The organism is Erythrobacter cryptus DSM 12079, assembly GCF_000422985.1.
Lineage (GTDB): Bacteria > Pseudomonadota > Alphaproteobacteria > Sphingomonadales > Sphingomonadaceae > Erythrobacter > Erythrobacter cryptus.
The window spans coordinates 187,829-211,853 of sequence record NZ_KE383966.1 but is presented as its reverse complement, the minus strand read 5'-3'; the positions used below and the strand labels follow the sequence as shown (position 1 = coordinate 211,853).

24 protein-coding genes are annotated in these 24,025 nt (G+C 67.7%); 17 read left to right on the top strand and 7 right to left on the bottom strand.

Translation table 11 applies throughout. The features are described from left to right. Positions 1–55: 55 nt before the first annotated feature. The 4 genes from pufB (at position 56) to pufM (ending at position 2,377) form a co-directional block, all read left to right on the top strand. Positions 56–196, top strand: coding sequence for a light-harvesting antenna LH1, beta subunit (gene pufB, locus G524_RS16740; RefSeq protein ID WP_084625188.1), 141 nt, complete (start codon positions 56–58; stop codon positions 194–196). Between the two features lie 77 nt (positions 197–273). After that, positions 274–468, top strand: a complete 195-nt coding sequence (pufA, locus tag G524_RS0113165; protein ID WP_027444106.1) for a light-harvesting antenna LH1, alpha subunit — start codon at positions 274–276, stop codon at positions 466–468. 99 nt (positions 469–567) lie between these two features. Further along, entirely contained in the window at positions 568–1,392 is an 825-nt protein-coding gene (gene pufL / locus G524_RS0113160; RefSeq protein ID WP_027444105.1) for a photosynthetic reaction center subunit L, read from the top strand. 13 nt (positions 1,393–1,405) lie between these two features. After that, positions 1,406–2,377: a photosynthetic reaction center subunit M gene (gene pufM, locus G524_RS0113155; protein ID WP_027444104.1), complete on the top strand. Its 972-nt coding sequence runs from the start codon at positions 1,406–1,408 to the stop codon at positions 2,375–2,377. Positions 2,378–2,525: 148 nt separating this feature from the next. On the opposite strand, the gene G524_RS0113150 is transcribed toward pufM, so the two are convergent. The 7 genes from G524_RS0113150 to G524_RS0113120 form a co-directional block, all read right to left on the bottom strand. Further along, positions 2,526–2,780 (bottom strand): hypothetical protein, encoded by a 255-nt coding sequence (locus G524_RS0113150; RefSeq protein WP_027444103.1) that lies wholly within the window; start codon positions 2,778–2,780, stop codon positions 2,526–2,528. A gap of 18 nt (positions 2,781–2,798) precedes the next feature. Continuing rightward, positions 2,799–3,281 carry a TspO/MBR family protein gene (locus tag G524_RS0113145; RefSeq protein ID WP_027444102.1) on the bottom strand — a complete coding sequence of 161 codons (483 nt, stop codon included), beginning with the start codon at positions 3,279–3,281 and terminating at the stop codon, positions 2,799–2,801. Between the two features lie 11 nt (positions 3,282–3,292). After that, positions 3,293–4,489, bottom strand: coding sequence for a geranylgeranyl diphosphate reductase (locus tag G524_RS0113140; RefSeq protein ID WP_027444101.1), 1,197 nt, complete (start codon positions 4,487–4,489; stop codon positions 3,293–3,295). Beyond that, the gene (locus tag G524_RS16020) at positions 4,486–5,862 is read right to left on the bottom strand and encodes a BCD family MFS transporter (RefSeq protein ID WP_051221250.1); all 1,377 of its coding nucleotides are present in this window, start codon (positions 5,860–5,862) and stop codon (positions 4,486–4,488) included. The genes G524_RS0113140 and G524_RS16020 overlap by 4 nt, the downstream gene beginning before the upstream one ends. After that, positions 5,862–6,788, bottom strand: a complete 927-nt coding sequence (gene chlG, locus G524_RS0113130) for a chlorophyll synthase ChlG (protein WP_027444100.1) — start codon at positions 6,786–6,788, stop codon at positions 5,862–5,864. The genes G524_RS16020 and chlG overlap by 1 nt, the downstream gene beginning before the upstream one ends. Positions 6,789–7,029: 241 nt before the next feature. After that, positions 7,030–8,451, bottom strand: a complete 1,422-nt coding sequence (gene ppsR, locus G524_RS0113125; RefSeq protein ID WP_027444099.1) for a transcriptional regulator PpsR — start codon at positions 8,449–8,451, stop codon at positions 7,030–7,032. Positions 8,452–8,466: 15 nt separating this feature from the next. After that, the gene (locus G524_RS0113120) at positions 8,467–9,357 is read right to left on the bottom strand and encodes a cobalamin B12-binding domain-containing protein (RefSeq protein WP_027444098.1); all 891 of its coding nucleotides are present in this window, start codon (positions 9,355–9,357) and stop codon (positions 8,467–8,469) included. Between the two features lie 278 nt (positions 9,358–9,635). Here G524_RS0113120 and bchF point away from each other — a divergent pair, with 278 nt between their 5' ends. From bchF to puhE, 13 genes are all read left to right on the top strand, one after another. Further along, positions 9,636–10,175, top strand: a complete 540-nt coding sequence (gene bchF, locus G524_RS0113115) for a 2-vinyl bacteriochlorophyllide hydratase (protein WP_051221248.1) — start codon at positions 9,636–9,638, stop codon at positions 10,173–10,175. Next, positions 10,172–11,476 carry a ferredoxin:protochlorophyllide reductase (ATP-dependent) subunit N gene (locus tag G524_RS0113110; protein WP_027444096.1) on the top strand — a complete coding sequence of 435 codons (1,305 nt, stop codon included), beginning with the start codon at positions 10,172–10,174 and terminating at the stop codon, positions 11,474–11,476. The genes bchF and G524_RS0113110 overlap by 4 nt, the downstream gene beginning before the upstream one ends. Before the next feature lie 4 nt (positions 11,477–11,480). Then, positions 11,481–13,088: a ferredoxin:protochlorophyllide reductase (ATP-dependent) subunit B gene (gene bchB, locus G524_RS0113105; protein WP_027444095.1), complete on the top strand. Its 1,608-nt coding sequence runs from the start codon at positions 11,481–11,483 to the stop codon at positions 13,086–13,088. Continuing rightward, entirely contained in the window at positions 13,078–16,725 is a 3,648-nt protein-coding gene (locus G524_RS0113100) for a magnesium chelatase subunit H (RefSeq protein ID WP_036857985.1), read from the top strand. The genes bchB and G524_RS0113100 overlap by 11 nt, the downstream gene beginning before the upstream one ends. Before the next feature lie 14 nt (positions 16,726–16,739). Next, positions 16,740–17,636, top strand: coding sequence for a ferredoxin:protochlorophyllide reductase (ATP-dependent) iron-sulfur ATP-binding protein (gene bchL, locus G524_RS0113095; RefSeq protein ID WP_036857984.1), 897 nt, complete (start codon positions 16,740–16,742; stop codon positions 17,634–17,636). Further along, positions 17,636–18,340: a magnesium protoporphyrin IX methyltransferase gene (gene bchM, locus G524_RS0113090; RefSeq protein WP_027444092.1), complete on the top strand. Its 705-nt coding sequence runs from the start codon at positions 17,636–17,638 to the stop codon at positions 18,338–18,340. Before bchL ends, bchM begins: the two co-directional genes overlap by 1 nt. Then, on the top strand, positions 18,337–19,776 hold the full coding sequence (locus tag G524_RS0113085) for a BCD family MFS transporter (protein ID WP_027444091.1): 1,440 nt from the start codon (positions 18,337–18,339) through the stop codon (positions 19,774–19,776). Before bchM ends, G524_RS0113085 begins: the two co-directional genes overlap by 4 nt. Positions 19,777–19,849: 73 nt before the next feature. Then, entirely contained in the window at positions 19,850–20,635 is a 786-nt protein-coding gene (gene puhA, locus G524_RS0113080; protein ID WP_027444090.1) for a photosynthetic reaction center subunit H, read from the top strand. Beyond that, positions 20,626–21,408, top strand: a complete 783-nt coding sequence (gene puhB, locus G524_RS16015; RefSeq protein ID WP_084625186.1) for a photosynthetic complex putative assembly protein PuhB — start codon at positions 20,626–20,628, stop codon at positions 21,406–21,408. Before puhA ends, puhB begins: the two co-directional genes overlap by 10 nt. Continuing rightward, positions 21,405–21,887: a photosynthetic complex assembly protein PuhC gene (gene puhC / locus G524_RS0113070; RefSeq protein WP_027444089.1), complete on the top strand. Its 483-nt coding sequence runs from the start codon at positions 21,405–21,407 to the stop codon at positions 21,885–21,887. Before puhB ends, puhC begins: the two co-directional genes overlap by 4 nt. Then, positions 21,887–22,171 (top strand): hypothetical protein, encoded by a 285-nt coding sequence (locus G524_RS0113065; RefSeq protein ID WP_027444088.1) that lies wholly within the window; start codon positions 21,887–21,889, stop codon positions 22,169–22,171. Before puhC ends, G524_RS0113065 begins: the two co-directional genes overlap by 1 nt. Next, a complete protein-coding gene (gene acsF, locus G524_RS0113060) occupies positions 22,168–23,229 on the top strand; it encodes a magnesium-protoporphyrin IX monomethyl ester (oxidative) cyclase (protein WP_027444087.1) in 1,062 nt (353 codons plus the stop codon). The genes G524_RS0113065 and acsF overlap by 4 nt, the downstream gene beginning before the upstream one ends. After that, positions 23,223–24,020: a putative photosynthetic complex assembly protein PuhE gene (puhE, locus tag G524_RS0113055; protein ID WP_027444086.1), complete on the top strand. Its 798-nt coding sequence runs from the start codon at positions 23,223–23,225 to the stop codon at positions 24,018–24,020. The genes acsF and puhE overlap by 7 nt, the downstream gene beginning before the upstream one ends. The last annotated feature ends 5 nt before the right edge of the window (positions 24,021–24,025 follow it).

The following is a 24,025-nucleotide window of genomic DNA, read 5'->3' as shown; positions in this document are numbered from 1 at the left end:
TGCCGACGGGGGCCTTCGGGCTCCCACTCTCACCCAACTGAATGGAGAAAACCCAATGAATGAACGCATCGGGACCCACCTGACGCCCGAAGAGGCGCAGGAAATCCACAAGGGCTTCATGGGCACTTTCACGCTCTATGTGGCGATCGCGCTGGTCGCCCATGCTCTGATGTGGGCCTACAAGCCCTGGCTCTAACTCCGTCGGACACGCGCCCCGCCTGCCGCGCGCAAGGGGCCATGGTCCTCTGATCGGTTCACGAAAGGAATTTTCCCATGTGGAGAATCTGGTTCTATTTTGACATCCGCCGCGTTCTGGTTGCGCTGCATGTGGGTCTGGCTGTGCTGGCCTTCACCATCCACTTCATCCTGCTGAGCACGGATCGCTACAACTGGCTCGAGCGCGCCCCCGGCACGCCCGCGCCGGCTCAGGCCGCGGTCGAATCGTCGGAAAATCCGGCGGCCGGCTAGCCCCTGGTCGAATGTGAGGGGGCAGGTTCGCCTGCCTGCCTCCTGACACTCCTTTCGATCACTTCAAGAACCTGCCGCTGAGGCGGGAAGGATGGACCTATGGCGCTCCTCAGTTTCGAGCGGAAATACCGCGTCCGCGGTGGCACCCTGATCGGCGGCGACCTGTTCGACTTCTGGGTCGGGCCGTTTTATGTCGGTTTCTTTGGAGTGACCACGGCCATCAGTGCGCTGCTCGGCACCGCATTGATCTTCGCCGCGGCCACCCAGGGCCCGACCCTCAACCCCTGGCTGATCTCGATCAACCCGCCGCCGGTCGAGTATGGCCTCTCGCTGGCACCGCTCAAACAGGGCGGATACTGGCAGATCATCACCTGTTGCGCGGTGGTGGCCTTCGTCTCGTGGGTCTTCCGGCAGGCGGAGATCTCGCGCAAGCTCGGCATGAGCTACCACGTGCCGATCGCCTTTAGCGTGGCGGTGTTTGCCTATGTCACGCTCAACGTCATCCGTCCGCTGTGGATGGGGGCCTGGGGCAATGGCTTTCCCTATGGCATCTGGACCCATCTGAACTGGGTCTCGGGCGTGGGCTATGCCTTCGGCAACTTCCACTACAACCCCGTCCACATGCTCGCGATCACCTTCTTCTTCACCAACTGCCTGGCGCTCGCGCTGCATGGCGGGCTGGTGCTCTCGGCGGTCAATCCGAGCGGCGGGACCGACGTCAAGTCGCCCGAATACGAGGACACCTACTTCCGGGACTTCATCGGCTATTCGGTCGGCACGCTCGGCATTCACCGGGTGGGGCTCTTCCTGGCGCTCAACGCCGGGTTCTGGAGCGCCATCTGCATCGTCATTTCCGGCACCCTGTATGTCGGCAGCTGGATCGAATTCTGGGATTTCTGGAAGAAGATCCCGATCTGGTCATGAGGAGCACCTGAACATGGCGACCTATCAGAACATCTTCACCCAGGTGCAAGTGCAAGGGCCGCCCGAAATGGGCGTCCCGCACCTCGACGGCTCGGAGGGGCGGCTTGCGCTCACCGGGCACAACTACTGGATGGGCAAGATCGGCCAGGCCCAGATCGGCCCGGTCTATCTCGGGCTGCTGGGCACGCTCAGCCTGGTCTTCGGCGGGGCGGCGATCCTGATCATCGGGCTGAACTTCTGGGCCCAGGCCGGGTGGAGCCCGCAGACCTTCATGCGCGAGTTCTTCTGGCTCTCGCTCGATCCGCCGGGGCCGGAATATGGCTTCAGCCCCTTCGTCCCGCTGGAGAAGGGCGGCTGGTTCATCATGACCGGGGCCTTCCTCACCATCTCGGTGCTGTGCTGGTGGGCGCGCACCTACATGCGAGCCAAGGCGCTGGGCATGGGGATGCACATTCCCTGGGCCTTTGCCAGCGCGATCTGGCTGTTCCTGGTGCTGGGCTTCATCCGCCCGATGCTGATGGGCCAGTGGTCCGAAGCCGTGCCCTACGGCATCTTCAGCCACCTCGACTGGACCAACAATTTCTCGCTGGTCTATGGCAACTTGTTCTACAACCCGTTCCACGCGCTTTCGATCGTGTTCCTCTACGGTTCGGCGCTGCTCTTTGCGATGCACGGGGCGACCATCCTCGCGCTCGGGCGCTATGGCGGGGAGCGCGAGATCGAGCAGATCACCGACCGGGGCACCGCGGCCGAGCGCGGGGCGCTGTTCTGGCGCTGGGTGATGGGCTTCAACGCCAGCTTTGAATCGATCCACCGCTGGGCCTGGTGGTTTGCGGTGCTGACCACGCTCACCGGCGGGATCGGCATCCTGCTCACCGGCACCGTGGTCGACAACTGGTATCTGTGGGCGCAGGAACACCACTACGCTGCCGATACCATCCACTACGATCCGAGCGGCGCGATCCAGGAATCGACCGGGCAATAGGCCCGCGCGTGAGGCCGCCACCCCCCGGCGGCACGATCCTGACTGGCCCGGTGCAGGCTTCCCCTGCGCCGGGCCTTGTCTTGGCTCGCCCAACGCGCACCAGGCCTTGCCCGCCGCGTAGATGGCAGGCGCCAGCGCGGGGCCGCGCTCAATCCTCGGCCAGCCGCGCGCTTAGATCGAGAAGGTGCAGCGGCAGCGAAGCGGCGAGCGGCAGCGCGATCCACCACCACGGCGCGCCGGTGAGCGCCGCACGCAGGCCCAGCACGATCAGCACCGCCGGGCCGATGAGGCCGGCGATCGCCCGCCAGCGCCAGCCGCGCGCGCGGCGCAGCCACAGCGCCTCGGCCGCAAGCACGATGAGGATAAGATCGGCCGCATGGCCCGATGCAAAGAGCCAGGCCATCGCCCCCGCCCGCCCCGCTCAGCCGAAGGGCGCGTTGAGCGCCACCACCGCCTGGTTGAGCGCCCCGGCAAAGCTCACCCAGCCAAGATAGGGCAGCAAGAGCAGCGCGGCGATGCGCGAGAAGCGCCCGCAATAGACGATCAGCACGAGGATCGAGAGCCACAGCGCGATGAGCTCATAGAAGGCGCAATCGGGCCGCTGCAGGCGAAAGAAGATCAGGCTCCAGGTGATGTTGAGAAAGCCGTTGAGGGCAAACAGGCCGATCACCCATTCCGCCTCGGCCGAAGTGCGCGCATCGCGCCAGGCATAGACCGCAGACATGGTGATGAGCGCATAGATCAGCGTCCAGCCCATCGGAAAGAGCGCATCGGGCGGGGTCCAGCCGGGCTTTTCCAGCCCTTGATACCAGGGGCCAAGATCGGTCACCGTCGCCCCCAGCGCCGCCACGCCGAGCGCAGCAAGGCTCGCCACCGCCACGGGCAGGATCATCATGCGCTTCATGGCAGGGGGGTTTAGCGGGTTGCGGCGCGCAAGCCTAGCAGGTGGGCGGTATCCTTGAGGAAGATCTTGAGGTGCGCCATCGGTTTGGCGCGCACCAGCCGCTTGTGCATATAGGCCTGCCAGGTGAGCTCCTGCACGTCCTTGTCATCGCACATGGTGACAAAGCGCTCGCGCCGCTTGTCTGTAGAATACCAGAAATATTGCATGATCCCCAGCACCATGAACACCGTGCCGTGCTCCTGCATGAAGCGCTTGCGGGCCTGGTGCAGGTGGCGGGCGTCGCCGGTGGCAAGGAAGGCAGCGGCGGCCTCGGCCACCATTTGCCCGCCGACCATGGCGTAATAGATCCCCTCGCCCGAGGCCGGGGCGACGATCCCGGCGGCATCGCCCGCCACGATCACATCGGCGCCATTGTCCCAGCGCTTCAGCGGCTTCAAGGGGATCGGCGCGCCCTCGCGGCGCAGGGTCTCGCAGCGATCAAGCCCGAGATCGGCGCGCATCGTGGCGATCGCCCCGCGCAAGGAAAAGCCCTTGTTGGCGCTGCCCACGCCGATGCTCGCGGTTTCGCCATGGGGGAAGACCCAGGCATAGAAATCGGGCGAGAGACGCCCCTGGTAAAACACGTCGCAGCGGCTGCCATCGAAGGCATCCGAACTTACCTGCGGGCTGCGGATGATCTCGTGATAGGCAAAGACGCAAGGCACGCGCTCGGCCCCGGGCAGGCATTGCTTGGCCACCGCCGAGCGCGCCCCATCCGCCCCGATCACCACCCGCGCGCGCACGCGCTCGAGCGGCGCGCCGCGGCTGCGGCGGAAGATGACGATCGGGTGCGGGGCATCGTCGCGCGCGATCTTCTCGAAGGTGGCGGTAAGACGCTCGGCCCCCGAATGGCGCGCGCGCTCGCGCAGCCATTCGTCAAAATCCTCGCGGTCGACCATGCCGACATAACCGATCTCGCCCACCGGCATATCGACCGCGCGGCCCGAAGGCGCCACCATCCGCGCCGCGCGCGCCCGTGCCACCAGCAGCGATTGGGGAATGTCGAAATCGGCGAGGAGGCGCGGGGGAATCGCCCCGCCGCAGGGCTTGATCCGCCCGCCGCGCTCCATCAGCAGCACCGAGCGGCCGGCCAGCGCCAGCGCCCTTGCCGCGGTGGCGCCCGCCGGGCCGCCGCCGATCACCACCGCATCATAGACCATCTCGCTCATGCGAACCTCTCTCCTGCCCGCTCGGGCCTCGTCTCGGCCATGCTGATGCTGCGGATCGCCGCGCTGCCGGTGGCCCTGACGGCAAGCAGCGCGGCGAGCACGAAGGCGCTTGCCTCGATCGCGAAGACCAGCTGGAAGGCCGGCCCAGCCGCGCCCAGCGCGCGCCGGGCAAGATCAACGCCAAGAGCGCCCGAGAGCCCGCCAAGGCCGAAGGCGATCGCCTGGCTCGCGCCCCACACCCCCATGCGCACACCCTCGCGCGTGGTCTTGCCCGCGCCGGCAAGGCCCATCATTGTCCCGATCGCCGCCACGGCAAAGACGCCATTGCCAAGCCCGAGCACGAAGACATTGAGCCCCAGCGGCCAGGGCGGGCCGCTCACCGCGGCAAGCCCCAGCGCCCCCAGCCCCAGCGCGGAGACGAGGCACCCGCCGATCACCCAGGCGCGCAGACCATCGGGCCGCTTGCCGGAAAAGGCGCTGCCGCCGATCCCGGTGAGGATCATGCCAACAAGGATCCCGCCCTGGTGCTGCCCGCCCAGCTGGGTCGATTCTCCGGGCGCAAGGCCAAAGACGAGGCCGGCAAAGGGCTCGAGGATCAAGTCCTGCATCGAGAAGGCGATCATCGAGACGAAGATGAAGATGGTAAAGCGCCGCGCCGCCGGCTCGTGCCAGATCTCGGCCAGCGCCGCGGCAAAGGCGGGTGCGGGCGCATCGGCCGCGGCATGGCCGAAGCGGCCCGCCTGCCGCTCGAGCCGGAAGGTGGCGAGCGCGGCAACCAGCACCATCACCAGCGCCAGGCCCCCGGCGACCAGCAGCAGCCGAGTGAAGGAAAAGGGCTTGAGCAATTGGCCCACACTGATCGCCGAGGCGACGATGCCGGCGACCATCATGATCCAGGTGAGCGCCGCGGCCGCCGCGCGGCGCTGCGGGGCCACCCCGCTGGCGAGCAGCGCCAGCGCCGAGGTGCCGCCCGCCCCCACGCCCGCGCCGATCAGGGCATAGGCAAGCACGGCCAGCGCAAGCGCCGGGGCAAAGGCGCTTGCCATCCAGATCGTCGCCTGGGTGGCGAGCAGCCCGCCGAGGCCGAGCAGCCCCACCCCGCCGACGATCCAGGCGGTGCGCCGGCCCCCGCGGTCCGAGGCATGGCCCCACAGCGGGCGCGCAAGCTGCACCCCATAGTGCCAGGCCACCAGCCCGGCGGGGATCGCCGCGGCGAGCGCCAGTTCCACCACCATCACCCGGTTGAGCACCGTGGTCGCCAGCATCACCAGCGCGCCGATCGCGGCCTGCACCAACCCGATGCGGATGATCGCCAGCCACCCGAACCCGGCCTTGCCCGTCGCATCCTGGGGCGCAGGCCGGGGGGCGTGCATCAGATATAGCCCCCAAGGCCGAGCGCGGCGGCGAGCATCCCCAGCACATAGAGCGTCACCCCAACACCATTGTACCACGGCGCCTGCCCGGCCGGATCGCGGATCAGCCGCGGCATGGCGGCGATCTGGGCGGCCAGCAGCCCGGTGACGATCAGCGCCGAAAGGCCAAAGCCCCAGATCAGCAGCAGCAGGATCACCACGATCTGCGCCGAGGCCATGGTGGTGCAGGCAAAGCGCACCGCCGCGTCCACCCCCATCACCACCGGCAATGAGGCTAGGCCCGTCTGCCGATCACCTTCGACTGCCTTGAAATCATTGAGCGCCATGATCCCATAGGCGCCGAGCGAATACATGAACAGGATGATGCCGACCTCGACCGGCGGGGCATGGCCGAGCATCACCGCCGCGCCGGTGAACCACGAGAGGCCCTCATAGGTCAGGGCGCACACCAGCGGCCCGACCCAGCCATTGGCCTTGAGCCGCAGTGGCGGGGCCGAATAGGCCCAGGCAAAGGCAAGGCCGATCAGCGCCGCGGCAAACACCAGCGGGCCGAGCAACCAGGCAACCCCGGCCGAAACCAGCGTGGCGATGCAGGCGATGTAAAGGCCCCAGCGGCCTGGGATCCGGCCCGAGGGGATCGGGCGGTGCGGCTCGTTGATGGCATCGACATGGCGGTCAAACCAGTCGTTCACCGCCTGGCTGGTGCCGCACACCAGCGGCCCTGCCAGCAGCACCCCGCCGGCCACGAACCAGCCGCGCCCTTCCAGCCCCACGCCCGATGACACCGCCCCGCACAGGAACGCCCACATCGGCGGGAACCAGGTGATCGGCTTCATCAGCTCGAGCACATCGCGCGGGCGCAGGCGCGCGGGCCGGGAGGCTGGCTGCGGGGCCGCCGGGCGAGTCGGGGCTACCGAATGCTCCATGGCAAAAGGGTATGTCTGACGCCATGAAGCGTCAAATTATTTTGACACTCATTTTTGCATTGGGCCCGTTTTCGGAATGATAAATCGTGATCGGGCGCAAGCCATGTCCATCGGCTTGCTGTCAAGCAATTGGACAGATCGGCGCGCGGATGCGACGAATTGCCTTGGCTTAGAGCGGCTTGAAGGTCACGGGCCCGGTGCGCAGGCAGGAAAGCGCCGCGCGGCGCGCGAGGGGGCCTTGCTAGTCGTTTTCGCCCGCGAGATTGCCGAGCCCGTAGCGGTGCAGCTTGGAATAGAGGCTCTGGCGCGACAGGCCGAGGATTTCGGCGGCCGAAGCACGGTTGTCGGCGGTGTAGGAAAGCGCCGCCTCGATGCACAGCCGCTCGATCAGATCGGTGCTCTCGCGCACAATGTCCTTGAGGCTCATCCGCCCGACCAGTTCGGTCAATTGCTCGACCGAGCGCGGCAGATCCTGCCGGCCCGGGGGCAGATCGCGCAGGCGCCGGCCGATCGGGCGGATGACGAAGCCGTAATAGCCATCCTCGCCCGCGGTGCGCACCGCCGACAATTCAACCGGTTCGCCTTCAACGTCCTGGCCGACCCGCAGCACCGTGGCGACATTGCGCGCCGCCCCGTGCTGATCGATCTGCCCCTCGATCAGTTCCAGATCGATCCCCGGCCGCCCGATCCACGTTGACAGGTGCCTCCCGCGCAACTGATCGACGCTGGCGGCTTGCACCATTTCGACAAAGGCGGCATTGGCGGTGACAATCGCCAGATTGCTGTCGGCGACCACGAAGGCATCGGGCATCTGATCAATCAGATCGAGCACCGGCGAGCCTTCGGCCCCGCTGCGCTCGCCGATCGGGGTCAGGCGCACCAGCAGGAACTGTCCGCGATCCTGGGTAAAGCCGGTGAAGGCGGCCATCACCTCGCGCGCGCCCTTGGTGATGCAGATCGGCGCCGGGCTGACCGTGTCCGACACCTGCGCCGCGCCGACCAGGCTCAGCACCACCTCGTGCGAATTCTTGTCGATGAAGTTCAACAGCTTCTTGCCCGGCAGGCCGACCGGGCGCACGCCAAGCAGCGCGTGCGCGGCCGCATTGGCCTCGCGGATGCGCAAGGTTCCCCCCTCGATGATCAGCACCGGCTCGCTCGAACGCTCGAACAGCATCCGATAACGCGCCTCGAGCTGGCGCATCTTGAGATAATCGCGCTCGAGCGATTGCTGCACCTGGAGCAGGCGCTGCTGGAGCTTGCCCGCCTCGCGCAGGTCACGCCCAAAGGCGATGCGGTGCTCGCCGCGATTGACGCTGAGCACAGCATAGCGGATCGGCACATCACCATCGCGCGAGGGATGGTTAACCTGGCGCCAGTGCTGCACCTCGCCGCGCCGGGCGGCGGCCAGCATTTCCATCACCTTGGGGCGGCTCTCATCGGTGACGGTGTCGATCCAGTTGCTGCCCACCCAATCGCCAAAGGCCGGAAATTCGCGCGGATCATAGGCGGCATCGAGGATGGTGCCGGTATCATCGAGCACCAGGGTGACATCGCCCGCCACCATCGCCAGCTTCATCGCCGCCTCGGCATCGAGCGTGTTGAACAGCTCGGCGGCCTTGCCGAAGGGGTTCTTGCCTTCAATGCTGTGTTTGCGGGTGAGCATGGCGGCGATCCGAACCTATCCGAGGTTCAGATCACGAACGGCTGCCTTCTCCACCAGCGCATTTGCCACTTCGAGAGCCGCCAGCGCGTCCACGCCCGTGCCGTCTGCCCCCACTTCGATTACCAAGCCCGGGTTCTCGTTGATCATTCGCCCGCCGACAAGCACCATGATGTGGGGATTGGCTGATGCCGCGCGCATCGCCTTGATGAGGTTTGCAAGGGCCGCGCTAGGGCAATCGCGGGCGAGCGTCAATCCCACCAGATCATAGGGCTGGCGCGCCAGCCGGTCGAGCAATTCGCGCCGCTCGGGCCGCACCAGCGCCTCGCTACGCCAGCCGCCGCGGGCGAAGACCTCCTCGATCATCAGCGTGCCGAAATTGTGCTGATCGCCGGGCATCGGCGAGAACAGTGCGCTGCGCGGGATGCAAAGCCCGCCAAGCTCGGCCGGGCTGCGCGCGGCGATCTCGCGCATCACTTCCTGCAGCCGCCACAAACCCATTGTGACATCGAGGAAATCACATTCATCACGATCCCACATCTCGCCCAGCATTCGCGCCGCAGGGGCGAGCAGATCGATGCAGATGGTCTCGACGCTGGCGCCCTCGGCGATGAAGGCATCGACCTCCTCGATGAGGCACGCCGCCTCGAGCCGCAGCGGCAGCAGGGCAAAGCGCGAGGCATCCTCGGGCCTGATGCCGCGCCCACGCCGCAGCCTTGGGCGCGCGCCATTGCCAGCCCCGCCAGACCCGCCGCCATGGGCCATCAGCAGGCGCGGGATGATCTCGCTCTCGATGATGGTGTTGACCGAATCGTCCTGGCCTGGCGCGGGGGCCGCGCTCCTGCGTCTGACCCGTTCGAGCGGCGCGGCGATCACCTCGCGCAGCATCGCCGATCCGGCGCCGAACATGCTTGAAGCCTTGGACTCTCCCATTCGTCAGACCCTCCTAGGTCTTGCGGAAAGCCTTTCCGCGAGGAGGTGGCGACCACAACCGGACGAAGCGGCCTTGGCTCTGATCCCGAAAAGCCAGCGACTCTCTTTTACGCTCTTTTCGATCAGGGCGCAAACGACCTTACCGACAAGGGCATGGTCGTCAAGCTAGCTAAACGTCCAATTGAGTTGACACATAGGGGCTAAAGAGTAATCATCCGAGTCTGACAAAAAGGCTGACGCGGCAGATGACTCGGATGGATCAGGTATCCCCGGTCGAACCCCAGGCAGGCGCACGGGTGGCGGGCCAGAAACGGGTGAGGACCAGAGCGCTCTACACCGCCGAGCAGCGGCGGCGGCGCGATGCCTCGGTCTGGACCGTGGTGCAGGGCGTGCTCGCGCCACTTCAATTCCTGGTGTTTCTCGTCAGCCTCGCGCTGGTGCTGCGCACGCTCGTCACCGGCGAGGGCGCCTTTGCCGCCGATCTTTCGATCGTGATCAAGACCATGGTGCTCTACACCATCATGGTCACCGGCTCGATCTGGGAGAAGGTGGTGTTCGGCAAGTGGCTGTTTGCCGAGCCCTTCTTCTGGGAAGACGTGTTCTCGATGCTGGTGCTGGCGCTGCACACGCTCTACCTCGTGATGCTCTTTGCCGGTCTTGGCACCCTCGAAGAGCGGATGCTGGTCGCGCTGGCGGGCTATGCCGCCTATGTCATCAATGCCGGCCAGTTCCTGTGGAAGCTGCGCATGGCGCGGCTCGAAGGCGCAGGCAGCGCCGCGGCGGTGCCGGCATGAGCGCGCTCGATCTGCTCGAGGGCTGCGCCGCCCCTGTGGCCCCCACCGCGGCAGACCCGGCGCGCGCGGTGCTGCGCGAACGCGGCCAGCGCGAGGTGTTCTGCGGGCTCACCGGGATCATCTGGCTGCACCGCAAGATGCAGGATGCCTTCTTCCTCGTGGTCGGCTCGCGCACCTGCGCGCACCTGCTCCAGAGCGCGGCCGGGGTGATGATCTTTGCCGAGCCGCGCTTTGCCACCGCAATCCTCGAGGAGCGCGACCTTGCCGGCATGGCCGATGCCCAGGACGAGCTTGACCGGGTGGTTGCCCGCCTGCTCGCGCGCCGCCCAGACATCAGGACGCTGTTCCTCGTCGGCTCGTGCCCATCCGAGGTGATCAAGCTTGATCTTGCCAAGGCCGCCGAGCGGCTCGGCGCGCGCTATCTGCCTGAGGTCAGGATCCTCAACTATTCGGGCAGCGGGATCGAGACCACCTTCACCCAGGGCGAGGATGCCTGCCTTGCCGCGCTGGTGCCCGACATGCCCGCGCTTGCCCCCGACGCGCCGGCCGAGCTGCTGATCGTCGGCGCGCTCCCGGATATCGTCGAAGACCAGTTCCTGCGCGTGTTTGCCGCCATGGGGATCGAACGGGTGCGCGTGCTTCCGGCGCGCAGCGCCCGCGATCTGCCCGCGGTGGGGCCGGGCACGCGCTTTCTGCTCGCCCAGCCCTTCCTCGGGGCCACCGCGATGGCGCTTGAGGCGCGCGGGGCGCAGCGGATCGCGGCGCTGTTTCCCTTCGGGGCCGAGGGCACCGCCGATTGGCTGCGCGCCGCGGCGCGCGCCTTTGGCATCGCGCCCGAAGTGGCCGAGCGGGTGATCGCCCCGGGCGCCGAGCGCGCCCGCCGCGCGCTCGCCCGGCTGCGCCCGGAGCTTGAGGGCAAACGCATCACCTTCCTGCCGGATTCGCAGCTCGAGGTGCCACTTGCCCGCTTCCTTCAGGACGAGCTGGGGATGGAACTGGTCGAAGTCGGCACGCCCTATCTCCACCGCGCCCATCTCGCGCCCGAACTGGCGCGCCTTGCCCCCGGCGTGCGTCTTGCCGAGGGCCAGCATGTCGAGCGCCAGCTTGATCGCGTGCGCGCCGACCGGCCCGATATCACCGTGTGCGGCCTGGGCCTTGCCAACCCGCTCGAGGCCGAGGGGCTGACCACCAAGTGGGCGATCGAACTCGTCTTCTCGCCGATCCACGGCTTTGATCAGGCCGCCGATCTTGCCGAACTCTTTGCCCGGCCGCTGCGCCGGCATGCGTTGCTGGAGGTCTAGGGCGATGCAGCTGGCGGTCTGGACCTATGAAGGGCCGCCCCACGTGGGGGCCATGCGGGTCGCGACCGCGATGGAAGGGCTGCACTACGTGCTCCACGCCCCCCAGGGCGATACCTATGCCGACCTGTTGTTCACCATGATCGAGCGGCGCGCCAAGCGCCCGCCGGTGACCTACACCACCTTCGAAGCGCGCGATCTGGGCAAGGACACCGCCCAGCTGTTCCAGGATGCCGCGCGCGAGGCGGTGGCGCGCTTTGCCCCTGAGGCGATCATCGTCGGCGCCTCCTGCACCGCCGAGCTGATCCAGGACGATCCGGGGGGCTTGGCCGAGGCGATGGGCCTGCCCGTGCCTGCCATTCCGCTCGAACTGCCGAGCTACAGCCGCAAGGAAAACTGGGGCGCGGCTGAAACCTTCTACCAGATCGTGCGCACGCTCGCCGATCGGTCGCTCACGCGCCCCCCGCGCGCGGGCCGCCCGGCGCGGGCCAACATCCTTGGCCCCACCGCGCTCGGTTTTCGCCACCGCGACGATCTCGTCGAGGTGCGCAAGATCCTCGATTGCCTCGGGGTCGAGGTCAATCTCGTCGCCCCGCTGGGCGCGAGGCCGAGGGACATCGCCCACATCGGCGCGGCCGATTTCAACATCGTCCTTTATCCCGAAATCGCAGATGAGGCCGCCCGCTGGCTGGAGCGCACATTCGCGCAGCCCGCGGTGCGGACCGTCCCGATCGGCGTGGGAGCCACCCGCTCCTTCATCGCCGAAGTCGCCGAGCTGGCAGGTGCAGATCCCACGCCTGCCCTCGGCGACACCTCTTCCCGCCTGCCGTGGTGGAGCCGCTCGGTCGATTCGACCTATCTCACCGGCAAGCGCGTGTTCATCTTCGGCGATGCCACCCACGCCATCGCCGCGGCCCGCATCGCCCGCAAGGAACTGGGCTTCGAGGTCTGCGGCCTTGGCTGCTACAACCGCGAATTCGCCCGCGACCTGCGCGCCGAGGCGGCGGCCTGCGGGGTCGAGCCGCTGATCACCGACGATCATCTCGCGGTTGAGGAAGCGATCGCCGCCGCCGCGCCCGAGCTGGTGCTGGGCACGCAGATGGAGCGCCACATCGCCAAGCGGCTCGGCCTGCCCTGCGCGGTGATCTCGGCCCCGGTGCATGTGCAGGATTTCCCCGCGCGCCACTCGCCGCAGATGGGCTTCGAGGGCGCCAACGTGATCTTCGACACCTGGGTGCACCCGCTGGTGATGGGGCTGGAGGAGCACCTGCTCACCATGTTCCGCGAGGATTTCGAATTTGCCGACGAGGCCGGCCCCAGCCACCTCGCCGCGCACAGCCCGCGCGCGCCTGGGGGAAGCCGCGCAGCCAGCACCCCGGCACCGGCCCATGAGGCCGCGCCCGCCCCCGGCCCAGCGCCAGCCGCGCCCGAACCGGCCCCAGCCGACACGGGCGGGCCGGTGTGGACCGCCGAGGCCGAGCGCGAACTCAAGAAAATCCCCTTCTTCGTGCGCGGCAAGGCGCGCCGCAACACCGAGGCATTCGCCGCTGCCGAAGGGCGCAGCGCCATCGATCTCGACACGCTCTACGAGGCCAAGGCCCATTATGCACGGTAAGATCGCCTCCCCCGCCTCGGTCGATCCGCGGGCGCCTGTGCGGGTGGCGATCGTCACGCTCGACAATCACCTGAAGGGCGCGGTGAACCGGGCCGAAGCCGCGCTCGCGCCCGAGGGCATCGCGCTCAGCCTCCATGCCGCCAGTGACTGGGCGAGCGATGCCGGCGCGCTCGAGAGGGTAAAGGCCGCGATTGCCGAGGCCGACATCGTGATCGCCACGATGCTTTTCCTCGATGATCACATCCGCCTGATCCTGCCCAGCCTCGAGGCGCGGCGCGAGGCCTGCGATGCCATGGTGTGCATGATGAGCGCGGGCGAAGTGGTGCGGCTCACCAAAATGGGCCAATACCGCATGGACGCGCCGGCCCGCGGCCCGCTGGCGCTGCTCAAGCGGCTGCGCGGCAAGCCGGGCAAGCAGGGCCAGGGGCCGAGCAATTCGGGCGCCGGGCAGATGAAACTGCTGCGCCGCCTGCCCAAGCTCTTGAAGTTCATTCCCGGCACCGCGCAGGATGTGCGCGCCTATTTCCTCACGCTGCAATACTGGCTCGCCGGATCGGACGAGAACGTGATCGCCATGGTGCGCGCGCTGATCGACCGCTATGCCGCGGGCGATCGGATTTATCGCCGCGGCATCACCCCGGCCGAGCCGCCGCGCGAATATCCCGAAACCGGGGTCTATCACCCGCGCACCCGCCAGCGCATTTCCGAAAGCCTGCGGCTGCTGCCCGAAGGCGAAGGGCGCGAGGGCACGGTCGGCCTCATCCTGCTGCGCTCCTACATCCTCGGGCGTGACTGCGCGCATTATGACGGGGCGATCGCCGCCTTCGAGGCCGCCGGGCTCAAGGTGGTGCCGGTGTTTGCCAGCGGGCTCGATGCGCGCCCGGCGATCGAGAAGTTCTTCATCGGCCCCGACGGGCGGCCCACGGTCGATGCGATCGTCAATCTCACCGGCTTTTCGCTGGTCGGCGGGCCTGCCTATTCCGATGCGGCAGCCGCGCGCGAGGTGCTCGCCCGGCTCGATCTGCCTTACATCGCCGCCCATGCCACCGAGTTCCAGACGATCGAGGAATGGGCGCACCGTGCGCAGGGGCTCCTGCCGATCGAGGCGACCATGCTGGTGGCCCTGCCCGAGCTTGATGGTGCCTGCGTGCCGCATGTCTTTGGCGGGCGCGCCGGCGGGGGCGAAGGTGGCTGCACCGGCTGCGCGCGCAAATGTCCGCGCCCGGCCTCGCACAAGGCCAAGCCGATGCAGGCCTGCCCCGAGCGGGCCGAGGCGCTGGCCGCGCGCACCTTGATGCTCATCCGCCTGCGCCGCAAGGCGCGCGCGGCGCGCAAGCTTGCCATCGTGCTGTTCAACTTCCCCCCCAATGCCGGAGCCACCGGCACCGCCGCCTTCCTCGCGGTGCACGAATCGCTTCACGCCACGCTCCAAAGGCTCAAGGCCGAAGGCTACAGCCTCGAGGTGCCCGAAAGCGTCGAGGCGCTGCGCGAGGCGCTTTTGGGCGGCAATGCCGAGCGCTATGGCACCGATGCCAATGTCGCCCACCGCATCCCGGCCGATGAGCATGTGCGGCGCGAGCCTTACCTTGCCGAGATCGAGGCCGCCTGGGGCCCGGCTCCTGGCCGGCAGCTTGCCGATGGCGGGCATATCCTCGTCCAGGGCCTTCAGCTCGGCAATGTCTTTATCGGGGTGCAGCCCGGCTTTGGCTATGAGGGCGATCCGATGCGGCTGCTGTTCGAGGGCGGCTTTGCCCCGACCCACGCCTTCAGCGCCTTCTACCGCTTCCTGCGCGAGGATTTCGGCGCCGATGTGATCCTGCATTTCGGCACCCATGGTGCGCTCGAGTTCATGCCCGGAAAGCAGGCCGGGATGTCGGGCCAGTGCTGGCCTGACCGGCTGATCGGCGCTTGCCCCAATTTCTATCTCTACGCCGCCAACAACCCGTCCGAAGGGATGCTGGCCAAGCGCCGCTCGGGCGCGACGCTGATCAGCTATCTCACCCCGCCGCTGGCGCAGGCCGGGCTTTACAAGGGCCTGGCCGAACTCAAGGCCAGCCTCGATCGCTGGCGCGCCGCGCCCGATGATGCCGATCATGCCGCCGAGCGCGCCGATCTTGCCCGCCTCATCGCCGATCAGGCCGAAGCGCTCGACATCACCTATGGCGATATCGGCGAGCTGCCCGCGCGCCTTTACGAGATCGAGGAGGTGCTGATCCCCCATGGGCTGCATGTCCTTGGCCGCAACCCGCAAGGGGCCGAGGCCGAGCACATGCTCGATGCGATGATGGAAGCGGGCAGCCACGATGGCCCCACCCCCGATCGCGCCGCGCTGGCCGCGCGGCTTGCCGCCTCGGACGAGCTGGGCGCGCTGATCCACGCGCTCGATGGCGGCTATGTGCCCCCGGCGCCGGGCGGGGATCTGGTGGTCAATCCCGAGGTGCTGCCCACCGGGCGCAACATCCACGGCTTTGACCCCTTCCTCATGCCCTCGGCCTATGCCTGCCGGCTTGGCAGCGCCCAGGCCGAAGCGCTGATCGCCCGCCACATCGAGGGCGGCGAGCCTTTCCCCGAAAGCATCGCCATGGTGCTGTGGGGCACTGACAACATGAAGTCCGAAGGGGTGCAGGTGGCCCAGGCGCTGCGGCTGATGGGCGCGCGCCCGCGGCGCGACACCTATGGGCGCCTGGCCGGGGCCGAACTCATCCCGCTCGCAGAACTCGGCCGCCCGCGGATCGACGTGGTGATGACGCTTTCGGGCATCTTCCGCGATCTCCTGCCGATGCAGATCCGAATGCTGGCCGAAGCCGCGCTGCTCGCCAGTCAGGCCGAGGAGCCTGAGGAGGCCAATTTCATCCGCATGCACAGCCTCGCGCTGATGCAGCAGCATGGCTGCGATCTCGAGACCGCGGCGCTGCGCGTGTTCTCCAATGCCGAAGGGGCCTATGGCGCCAATGTCAACCAGATGATCGCCGGCGGGGTCTGGGCCGATCCGGATGAACTGGCCAATGCCTTCGAGAGCAACAAGGGCTTTGCCTATGGCGTCTCGGGCCGGCCGGTGCAGCAGCGCGAGTTGCTCAGAAGCGCGCTCGCCACGGTCGATTTCACCTATCAGAACCTCGAGAGCATCGAACTGGGCATCAATGACGTTGACCAATATGTCGATGGCCTTGGCGGGGTCACCCGCTCGGTGGCGCGGGCCAAGGGGTCCGAAACCCCGGTCTATATCCTCGATGCCACCCGCGGCAGCCCCAAGGTGCGCACGCTCGGCGAACAGATCGACCTTGAAACCCGCACCCGCACGCTGAACCCGCGCTGGTTCGAAAGCCTGCTCGAACACGGCTATGAAGGCGTGCGCCAGATCGAGGGCCACGTCACCAGCACGCTGGGCTGGTCGGCCACCACCGGGCAGGTGGCCCCATGGGTCTATCAGAAGATTTCCGAGACCTTCGTGCTCGATGCCGAGATGCGCCGGCGCATGGCGGCGCTCAACCCCAAGAGCTCGGCGCGGGTGGCCGGCCGCCTGCTCGAAGCCTGCCAGCGCAATCTGTGGACGCCCGACGAGGCCACCCTCGCCGCGCTGCGCGAAGCCAATGACGAGCTGGAGGACCGCCTCGAAGGCGTGTTCCCGGCCGAATGACCAAGGGATAGATCATGAACCTGCACAGCCCCGCTTCCCGTTTCAGCCCGCCCGATGGCGAGGGATCGGTGCAGGTTCAGCTCGATCCGCGCGACCGCATCGGCGGAGCCAAGGTCTTTGCCGTCTATGGCAAGGGCGGGATCGGCAAATCGACCACCTCGTCGAACCTCTCGGCGGCCTTTTCCAAGCTCGGCCACCGGGTGCTGCAGATCGGCTGCGATCCCAAGCACGATTCGACCTTCACCCTCACCAAGAAGCTGATGCCCACGGTGATCGACGTGCTCGAGACGGTCGAGTTCCACGCCGAGGAGCTGCGGCCCGAGGACTACATGTTCGAGGGCTACAATGGAGTGATGTGCGTCGAGGCCGGGGGTCCGCCGGCGGGCACGGGCTGCGGCGGCTATGTCGTGGGCCAGACGGTCAAGCTCTTGAAACAGCACCACCTGCTCGAGGAAACCGATGTCGTCATCTTCGATGTGCTCGGCGATGTGGTGTGCGGCGGCTTTGCCGCGCCGCTCCAGCACGCCGAACGCGCGATCGTGGTGGCGGCCAATGATTTCGACAGCATCTTCGCGATGAACCGCATCGTCGCCGCGATCGGGGCCAAGGCCAAGAACTATGACGTGCGCCTTGCCGGCGTGGTCGCCAACCGCAGCCGCGAGACCGACGAGATCGACCGCTTCTGCGATGCCATCGGGATGCGGCGCCTTGCCCATTTCCGCGATGTCGATGCGATCCGCCGCTCGCGCCTCAAGAAGTGCACCCTGTTCGAGATGGGCGACGATCCCGAAGTGATCGAGGCGCAGAACGAATATCTGCGCCTCGCCCAGATGCTCTGGGACGGGGTCGAGCCGTCGCAGGCGCGGCCGATGAAGGACCGCGACATCTTCGATTTCCTGGGGTTCGAGTGATGGCCAGCCGCAACCCATCCGAATATGAACTGCGCCGCGAGGCCCTGGCGACCTATTTCGACAGCACCGCGCGCCAGGCCTGGATCGATCTCACCTCGGACGTCAAGGTCTCGGGCATCCGCGCCACGGTGCGCGCCGGGCGCGAGGCGATGCGCGCCACCCTGCTCGGCTGGCTGCCGCCCGATCTGCGCCGCACCCGGGTGCTCGATGCCGGCTGCGGCACCGGTGCGCTGGCGATCGCGGCGGCCTGCCGCGGGGCCGAGGTGATCGGCATCGACATCGCCCCCGGCCTCATCGAGGTGGCGCGCGAGCGCACCCCCTCCTTCCTCGGCCATGGCCGCATCCGCTGGCGCTGCGGCGACATGCTCGATCCCGATCTCGGCAGCTTTGCCCATGCCGTGGCGATGGATTCGCTCATCCACTATCAGCCCGAAGACCTCGTCGCCGCGCTCGCCCGGCTGGCGGCGCGCACCAGCGGCTCGATCCTTTTCACCTTCGCCCCGCGCACGCCGCTGCTGGCGGCGATGCACAATGTCGGCAAGGTCTTTCCCCGGTCCGATCGCAGCCCGGCAATCGTGCCGGTGGCCGAAAGCGATCTCTCCGCGCGCCTTGCCCGGCTCGATGGCTGGCGCATCGGCCGCACCAAGCGCATCAGCAGCGGATTTTATACCTCGCAGGCGCTCGAACTGGTGAGGATGGGATGAGCCGCCCGGCGCGCCCTGCCCCGCCGCACTGGACCGAGGCGATCTTCCGCCTCCTGCCCTTTGCCGACGCGGCGAGCGCCGATCTGCCACTCGGTCGGCTGCTGCGCCTGGCGCTGTTCCAGGTCAGCGTGGGGATGGCGATGGTGCTCTTGAACGGCACCTTGAACCGGGTGATGGTGGTGGAGCTGGGCACGCCCACCTGGCTGGTGGCGCTGCTGATCGCGGCGCCGCTGGTGGTGGCGCCGTTCCGCGCGCTGATCGGCCACAAGTCCGACACCCACCGCTCGGTGCTCGGCTGGCGGCGGGTGCCCTATATCTGGTTCGGCACGCTGATGCAGTTCGGCGGGCTGGCGATCATGCCCTTCGCGCTGCTGCTGCTGGGCGTGCCGGAGCGCTTCACCCTTGGCCTCATCGCCGCGGCGGCGGCCTTCCTGCTCACCGGCACCGGCTTTCACGTCACCCAGACCGCAGGCCTCGCGCTCACCAGCGATCTTGCCCCGCAAGACAAGCGCCCGCGCGCGGTGGCGCTGCTCTATGTCATGCTGCTTATCGGCATGATGTTTGCCGCCTTCGTCATCGGCGGGGTGCTGGCTGATTATTCGCCGACCAGGCTGGTGCAGGTGATCCAGGGCTGCGCGCTGCTCACCCTGGTGCTCAACACCACCGCGCTGTGGAAGCAGGAGGCGCGCAACACCAAGATCACCGCGCCCGACCGCGAGACGCCCACCTTCGGCGAATTGTGGCAGGCCTTCGTGCGCGACGGGCGCAATGCCCGGCTGCTCACCGCGATCGGCATCGGCGCGGCGGGCTTTGCCATGCAGGATGCGCTGCTCGAGCCCTATGGCGGGGAGATCCTCGGCCTTTCGGTCGGGGCGACCACCGGGCTGACGGGGGCGTGGGCGCTGGGCTCGCTCATCGGCTTCATGCTCTCGGGCCGGGCGCTCGCGCGCGGGTGGGATCCGCTGCGGCTGGCCGGGGCGGGGCTGGTGATCGGGATCAACGCCTTCCTGCTGGTGCTCTTTGCCGGGCCCTTTGCCGCGGCGCTGCTGCTCTATGCCGGGGCGCTGGGGATCGGGCTTGGCCTCGGGCTGTTCTCGGTCGGCACGCTGATGGAGGCCATGAGCCTTGCGCGCAGCGAGACTGCCGGTCTTGCGCTGGGTGCCTGGGGCGCGGTGCAGGCGACCTGTGCCGGCACCGGCATCGCGCTTGGCGGCCTCATCCGCGATGGCGTTGCCGCCTGGGTCGGCAGCGGCGCGGCGAACGCCTCGGTGGCGACCAGGGCGAGCGGCTATTCCACCGTCTATATGCTTGAAATCGCGCTGCTGCTTGCCGGGATGGCGGCGCTCGGCCCGCTTGTGGGCCATGCCCGCCGCCGCCGCGGCGCGCCCGACGATCCCCTCGCCCAGCCCTTCGGCCTGAGGGAGTTTCCGACATGATTACCCGTGCCCGCCTGTCCCTGATCCTGCCCGGCCCGGCCTCGGCCGGTCTGTTCCATGAGAGGAATGTGAAATGAATGCAGCCTATATTGTCGGCACGCTCGACGTCGCTGAACTCGCCTTCCTGCTGTTCTTCGTCTTCTTCATCGCGCTGGTTTTCTATCTCAACCGCGAAAGCCGCCGCGAAGGCTATCCGCTTGAGGATGAACAGACCGGCAAGATCCACCCCGGCAGCCTGTTCGATGGCGACAAGAAGGTGTTCAAGCTGCCCCATGGCCGCGGCACCTATGTGCCCGAGGACAATCCGCGCGATGACATCAACATCCCCGCGGTGCAGGCCTTCAACGCCGCCGGCGCGCCCTGGGTGCCGACCGGCGATCCGATGATCGACGGGCTTGGGCCGGCGGCCTGGGCCAACCGTGCCAAATATCCCGATCTCACCTTCGACGGGCGCCCGCGCATCGTGCCGATCGGCCAGAGCCACGAGATCATCGTCTCCCCGCGCGATCCGCAGCTGATCGGCTGGCCGGTGGTGGCCGCCGACGGCGTGACCGTGGGCAAGGTCAGCGACATCTGGGTTGACCAGGCCGAGCACATCATCCGCTATCTCGAGATCGAGACCAACAGCGGCAAGAAGGTGCTGGCCCCGATGATGGTGGCCGCGGTGCAGACCAGAGGCTTCTTCAACGACAAGCCCGAACTGGTCGAGATCGATGCGATCACTTCGGCCCAGTTCGAAAATGTGCCCCAGCTTGAAACCCCCGGCATCATCACCCGCTACGAGGAAGACCGCATCCAGGCCTATTTCGGTGGCGGCTACATGTATGCCACGCCCGAGAGGTCGGAAGCATGGCTGTAACCACCCCCGGCCTTGAGGCGGCGCCGGCAGCCACGCTGCCAGCGCTGCCCGAGGGGATCGATCACGCCGCGCTCGAGGAGGATGGCCCGCGCGCCTTTGGCGATCGGATGGGCACCCCGGCAGCAGATGAAAAGGTGCTGTGGAAGGGCCGGCCCGATCTGCGCCTGCTTGCCCGCAGCGCCTTTCACACCCGCGCGCTCGGGCTTTACATGGCAGCCCTGGTGGTGATCGCGCTTGCCACCGGAAGGAGTGATGCGGCGATCGTGGCCGGGGTGCTGGGCGCCGCGCTGCTTGCGCTCCTCTACCTCATCGCCTGGCACAGCACGCGCACCACGCTCTACATCCTCACCGACAGCCGGCTGATCCTGCGCATCGGCATGGCGATCGAAACCCGCATCAACATCCCCTTGAAGCAGATCAGGGCCGCCCATCTGCGCCTGCGCGGCCAGGGGCATGGCGATATTGCCTTCGAGCTGGCGGGCGAGCGGATCCTCGGTACGCTGCTGCTCTGGCCCCATGTGCGCCCCTGGCACTATGCCATGCCCCAGCCGATGCTGCGCGCCGTGCCCGATGCGGCGGCGCTCGCGCACCTGATCGCCGCGGCCCGGGCACGGCACGGCGCGATCACGCAAAATTTGATCGGGATCAAGGAAAGCGCCGCCCCGGCAGGCGAGGCTGGCAGCATGGCCGGCGCGCTGCCGGCGCAGGGCGGCGCGAAAGGCCGGCTGGGCGAGGCGGGTCTTGCGGCCGGTCTTGAAGGAGCGACGGCATGATCGTTCGCGAATACGAGAAGGACGAAGTCACCGTTCACAAGGTGCCGCTGCTGCTGATGGGCGGCATCGTGGCGATCTCGCTCGCGCTCACCGCCTCGGTCAGCTTCGGCCTGTTTGAGCGCAGCGCGATCCCCGAAAAGGCCCGCGCCGAGGCCGGCACCAGGCCCGAGGCGCAGCGCCCCTTGCGCTTCTTCGACGAGCCCGATGGCACCGTGCGGGTCGAGGACGGGGCGAGCAAGGCGGTGCTCGCCCGCTTCGGCCCGGGCGAAGGCGGGTTCGTGCGCGCCAGCGTGCGCGCGCTGGTGCACCAGCGCCGCATCCGCGGGCTTGGGCCGGAGGTTGCCTTCGAGCTTATCTCCTGGCCCGATGGCGCGCTCACCCTGCACGATCCGGCCACCGGGCGCAGCATCGAGGTTGCCTCCTTCGGCCCGATCAACCGCGCGGTCTTTGCCAATATGCTGGCGCAGGAGGCACGCTGATGGGCCGGCGCTTCGAGACCCCCTGCACCATCACCGTGGAACAGAGCCCCGAGGCCTTCCACGCCCATGTGGAACTGGCCGAGGAGGTCGAGATCTTCCCCGGTGACAGGGTGCGCGTGCACGGCGCGCCGATCCAGATCCCCTTCGGCACGCGCCAGGTGTTTGAACGCCGCGCCACCATCACCCGCGCCGGGCCGCTGCGGCGCCGGCTGGTGCGCCTTGCTGCCTATTTCGATCTCAGCGAGCTTTACGAAGTGAGCTTCAACGCCGGGAGGATCAAATGAACGCCTACAAGCCGATGACCAGCGAGGAGGCGATGGCGCTGGCAACGCAGGACACCATCCTCACCCCCCGCTTCTACACCACCGATTTCGATGCGCTCGATGCCATCGATGTCAGCCCGGTGAGGGCCGAGTGGGACCAGCTGATCGCCGACATGAGCGCTGACCCGAACAAGCGCCACTTCAAGCGCGCCGAGAGCTTTGTCGGCGCGATCGAGGGGCTGGAGCCGGCGCTGCGGCAGGAGTTCACCGATTTCCTCGTCAGCTCGATGACTTCGGAGTTTTCGGGCTGCGTGCTCTATGCCGAAATCGCCCGGCGCACCAGGAACCCCGATGTCAAGCAGCTCTTCCGCCTGCTGGCGCGCGATGAAAGCCGCCATGCCGGCTTCATCAACGAGTGCCTCAAGGATGCCGGGATCGGGGTGGATCTCGGCTTTCTCACCAGGACCAAGAAATACACCTTCTTCAAGCCCAAGTTCATCTTCTACGCGGTCTATCTGAGCGAGAAGATCGGCTATGCGCGCTACATCACCATCTATCGGCACCTTGCGCGCAACCCGCAATACAAGTTCCACCCGATCTTCGACTGGTTCGAGCAGTGGTGCAACGACGAGTTCCGCCATGGCGAGGCCTTCGCCATGCTGCTGCGCTCCGATCCCAAGCTGCTTGAAGGCGCCAACAAGCTGTGGATCCGCTTCTTCCTGCTGTCGGTCTATGCCACGATGTATGTGCGCGATCACAACCGGCCGGTGTTTCACGCCGCGCTGGGCCTTGATCCGACCGAATATGATTACAAGGTGTTTTCGATCTGCAACCAGATCGCCCGCCAGGTCTTCCCGGTCGAGCTTGATATCGACTCCCCGGCCTTTCGCGCGCAGATGGAAAGGCTGCGCCGCGCCGCGGGCCGGATCGAGGATGGCAAGGCGCGCGGGGGCCTTGCTGGCTGGGCGCAGCGGCTCTCCGGCACGATCGGCGCGGGCCTTGCCTTTGCGCGGATGTTCCTCCAGCGGCCGCGGGCCAACACCCTGCCGCAAGCGATCCGGCTGCAACCGGCGTGGTAAGCTGGAGCGGCCATATCGTCCCGGCAATCGTGACGGTGGCCTTGTGGTTCGTCGCCACCGGGCTGATCGCCTGGGCCGACAACCGCGAGCGCGCCTCCTTCTCGCGCAGCCTGATGGTGGGCAGCCTCGCCGGGATCGGCGGGCTGGTGGTGATCCTCATCGCCTCGCTCTCGGTCGAGGTCTGGGCGGTCTATCTCGCCTTCATCGGCGCGCTGATGGTGTGGGGCTGGCATGAGCTGGCCTTTCTCACCGGCGCTGCCGCCGGCCCGCGCCGGGGCCTTGCCGATCCGGGCCTCACCGGCCTTGCCCGCTTCCGCCAGGCTGCGGCCACGGTGATGCACCACGAGGTGGCGCTGGCGGTCACCGGGCTGCTGCTCGTCTCGCTCTCGTGGGACGTGCCCAACCAGATCGGGGCGATGGTCTTCGTGCTGATGTTCGCGATGCGGCTGATCTCCAAGATCAACCTGTTCATCGGCGTGCCCAACACCAGCGCCGAGATGCTGCCCGAGCACCTGTCCTACCTCAAGTCCTATTTCGGCCCCCGCCGCATGACGCTGACGCTTGCCCTTTCGATCGCAGGGATCGCCGCGGCGGCGGCGTGGTTTGCGGGCCTTGCGCTCGCGGCGCCGGCGGGCAGCGCGGCGATGGTGGGGGCAAGCCTCATGGCCACCCTCGCGCTCCTCGGGGTGCTCGAACACCTGTTCCTCGCCCTGCCTTTCCGCGACGGAATGCTGTGGGGCTGGGCCTTGCCGCAGCGCCGCCCGGCGGGGGCCAGACGGGAAAGACCATGACACCA

Excerpts from the sequence above, each read along its gene's own strand:
- puhA (WP_027444090.1), top strand. The coding sequence starts at position 19,850 with ATGAATGCAGCCTATATTGTCGGCACGCTCGACGTCGCTGAACTCGCC.
- G524_RS0113100 (WP_036857985.1), top strand. The coding sequence starts at position 13,078 with ATGCACGGTAAGATCGCCTCCCCCGCCTCGGTCGATCCGCGGGCGCCT.
- acsF (WP_027444087.1), top strand. The coding sequence starts at position 22,168 with ATGAACGCCTACAAGCCGATGACCAGCGAGGAGGCGATGGCGCTGGCA.
- G524_RS0113085 (WP_027444091.1), top strand. The coding sequence starts at position 18,337 with ATGAGCCGCCCGGCGCGCCCTGCCCCGCCGCACTGGACCGAGGCGATC.
- G524_RS0113110 (WP_027444096.1), top strand. The coding sequence starts at position 10,172 with ATGAGCGCGCTCGATCTGCTCGAGGGCTGCGCCGCCCCTGTGGCCCCC.
- pufL (WP_027444105.1), top strand. The coding sequence starts at position 568 with ATGGCGCTCCTCAGTTTCGAGCGGAAATACCGCGTCCGCGGTGGCACC.
- G524_RS0113150 (WP_027444103.1), bottom strand. The coding sequence starts at position 2,780 with ATGGCCTGGCTCTTTGCATCGGGCCATGCGGCCGATCTTATCCTCATC.
- G524_RS0113120 (WP_027444098.1), bottom strand. The coding sequence starts at position 9,357 with ATGTTCGGCGCCGGATCGGCGATGCTGCGCGAGGTGATCGCCGCGCCG.
- bchB (WP_027444095.1), top strand. The coding sequence starts at position 11,481 with ATGCAGCTGGCGGTCTGGACCTATGAAGGGCCGCCCCACGTGGGGGCC.
- bchM (WP_027444092.1), top strand. The coding sequence starts at position 17,636 with ATGGCCAGCCGCAACCCATCCGAATATGAACTGCGCCGCGAGGCCCTG.
- chlG (WP_027444100.1), bottom strand. The coding sequence starts at position 6,788 with ATGGAGCATTCGGTAGCCCCGACTCGCCCGGCGGCCCCGCAGCCAGCC.
- ppsR (WP_027444099.1), bottom strand. The coding sequence starts at position 8,451 with ATGCTCACCCGCAAACACAGCATTGAAGGCAAGAACCCCTTCGGCAAG.
- puhC (WP_027444089.1), top strand. The coding sequence starts at position 21,405 with ATGATCGTTCGCGAATACGAGAAGGACGAAGTCACCGTTCACAAGGTG.
- G524_RS0113145 (WP_027444102.1), bottom strand. The coding sequence starts at position 3,281 with ATGAAGCGCATGATGATCCTGCCCGTGGCGGTGGCGAGCCTTGCTGCG.
- G524_RS0113065 (WP_027444088.1), top strand. The coding sequence starts at position 21,887 with ATGGGCCGGCGCTTCGAGACCCCCTGCACCATCACCGTGGAACAGAGC.
- G524_RS16020 (WP_051221250.1), bottom strand. The coding sequence starts at position 5,862 with ATGCACGCCCCCCGGCCTGCGCCCCAGGATGCGACGGGCAAGGCCGGG.
- G524_RS0113140 (WP_027444101.1), bottom strand. The coding sequence starts at position 4,489 with ATGAGCGAGATGGTCTATGATGCGGTGGTGATCGGCGGCGGCCCGGCG.
- pufA (WP_027444106.1), top strand. The coding sequence starts at position 274 with ATGTGGAGAATCTGGTTCTATTTTGACATCCGCCGCGTTCTGGTTGCG.
- puhB (WP_084625186.1), top strand. The coding sequence starts at position 20,626 with ATGGCTGTAACCACCCCCGGCCTTGAGGCGGCGCCGGCAGCCACGCTG.
- pufM (WP_027444104.1), top strand. The coding sequence starts at position 1,406 with ATGGCGACCTATCAGAACATCTTCACCCAGGTGCAAGTGCAAGGGCCG.
- bchL (WP_036857984.1), top strand. The coding sequence starts at position 16,740 with ATGAACCTGCACAGCCCCGCTTCCCGTTTCAGCCCGCCCGATGGCGAG.
- pufB (WP_084625188.1), top strand. The coding sequence starts at position 56 with ATGAATGAACGCATCGGGACCCACCTGACGCCCGAAGAGGCGCAGGAA.
- bchF (WP_051221248.1), top strand. The coding sequence starts at position 9,636 with ATGGATCAGGTATCCCCGGTCGAACCCCAGGCAGGCGCACGGGTGGCG.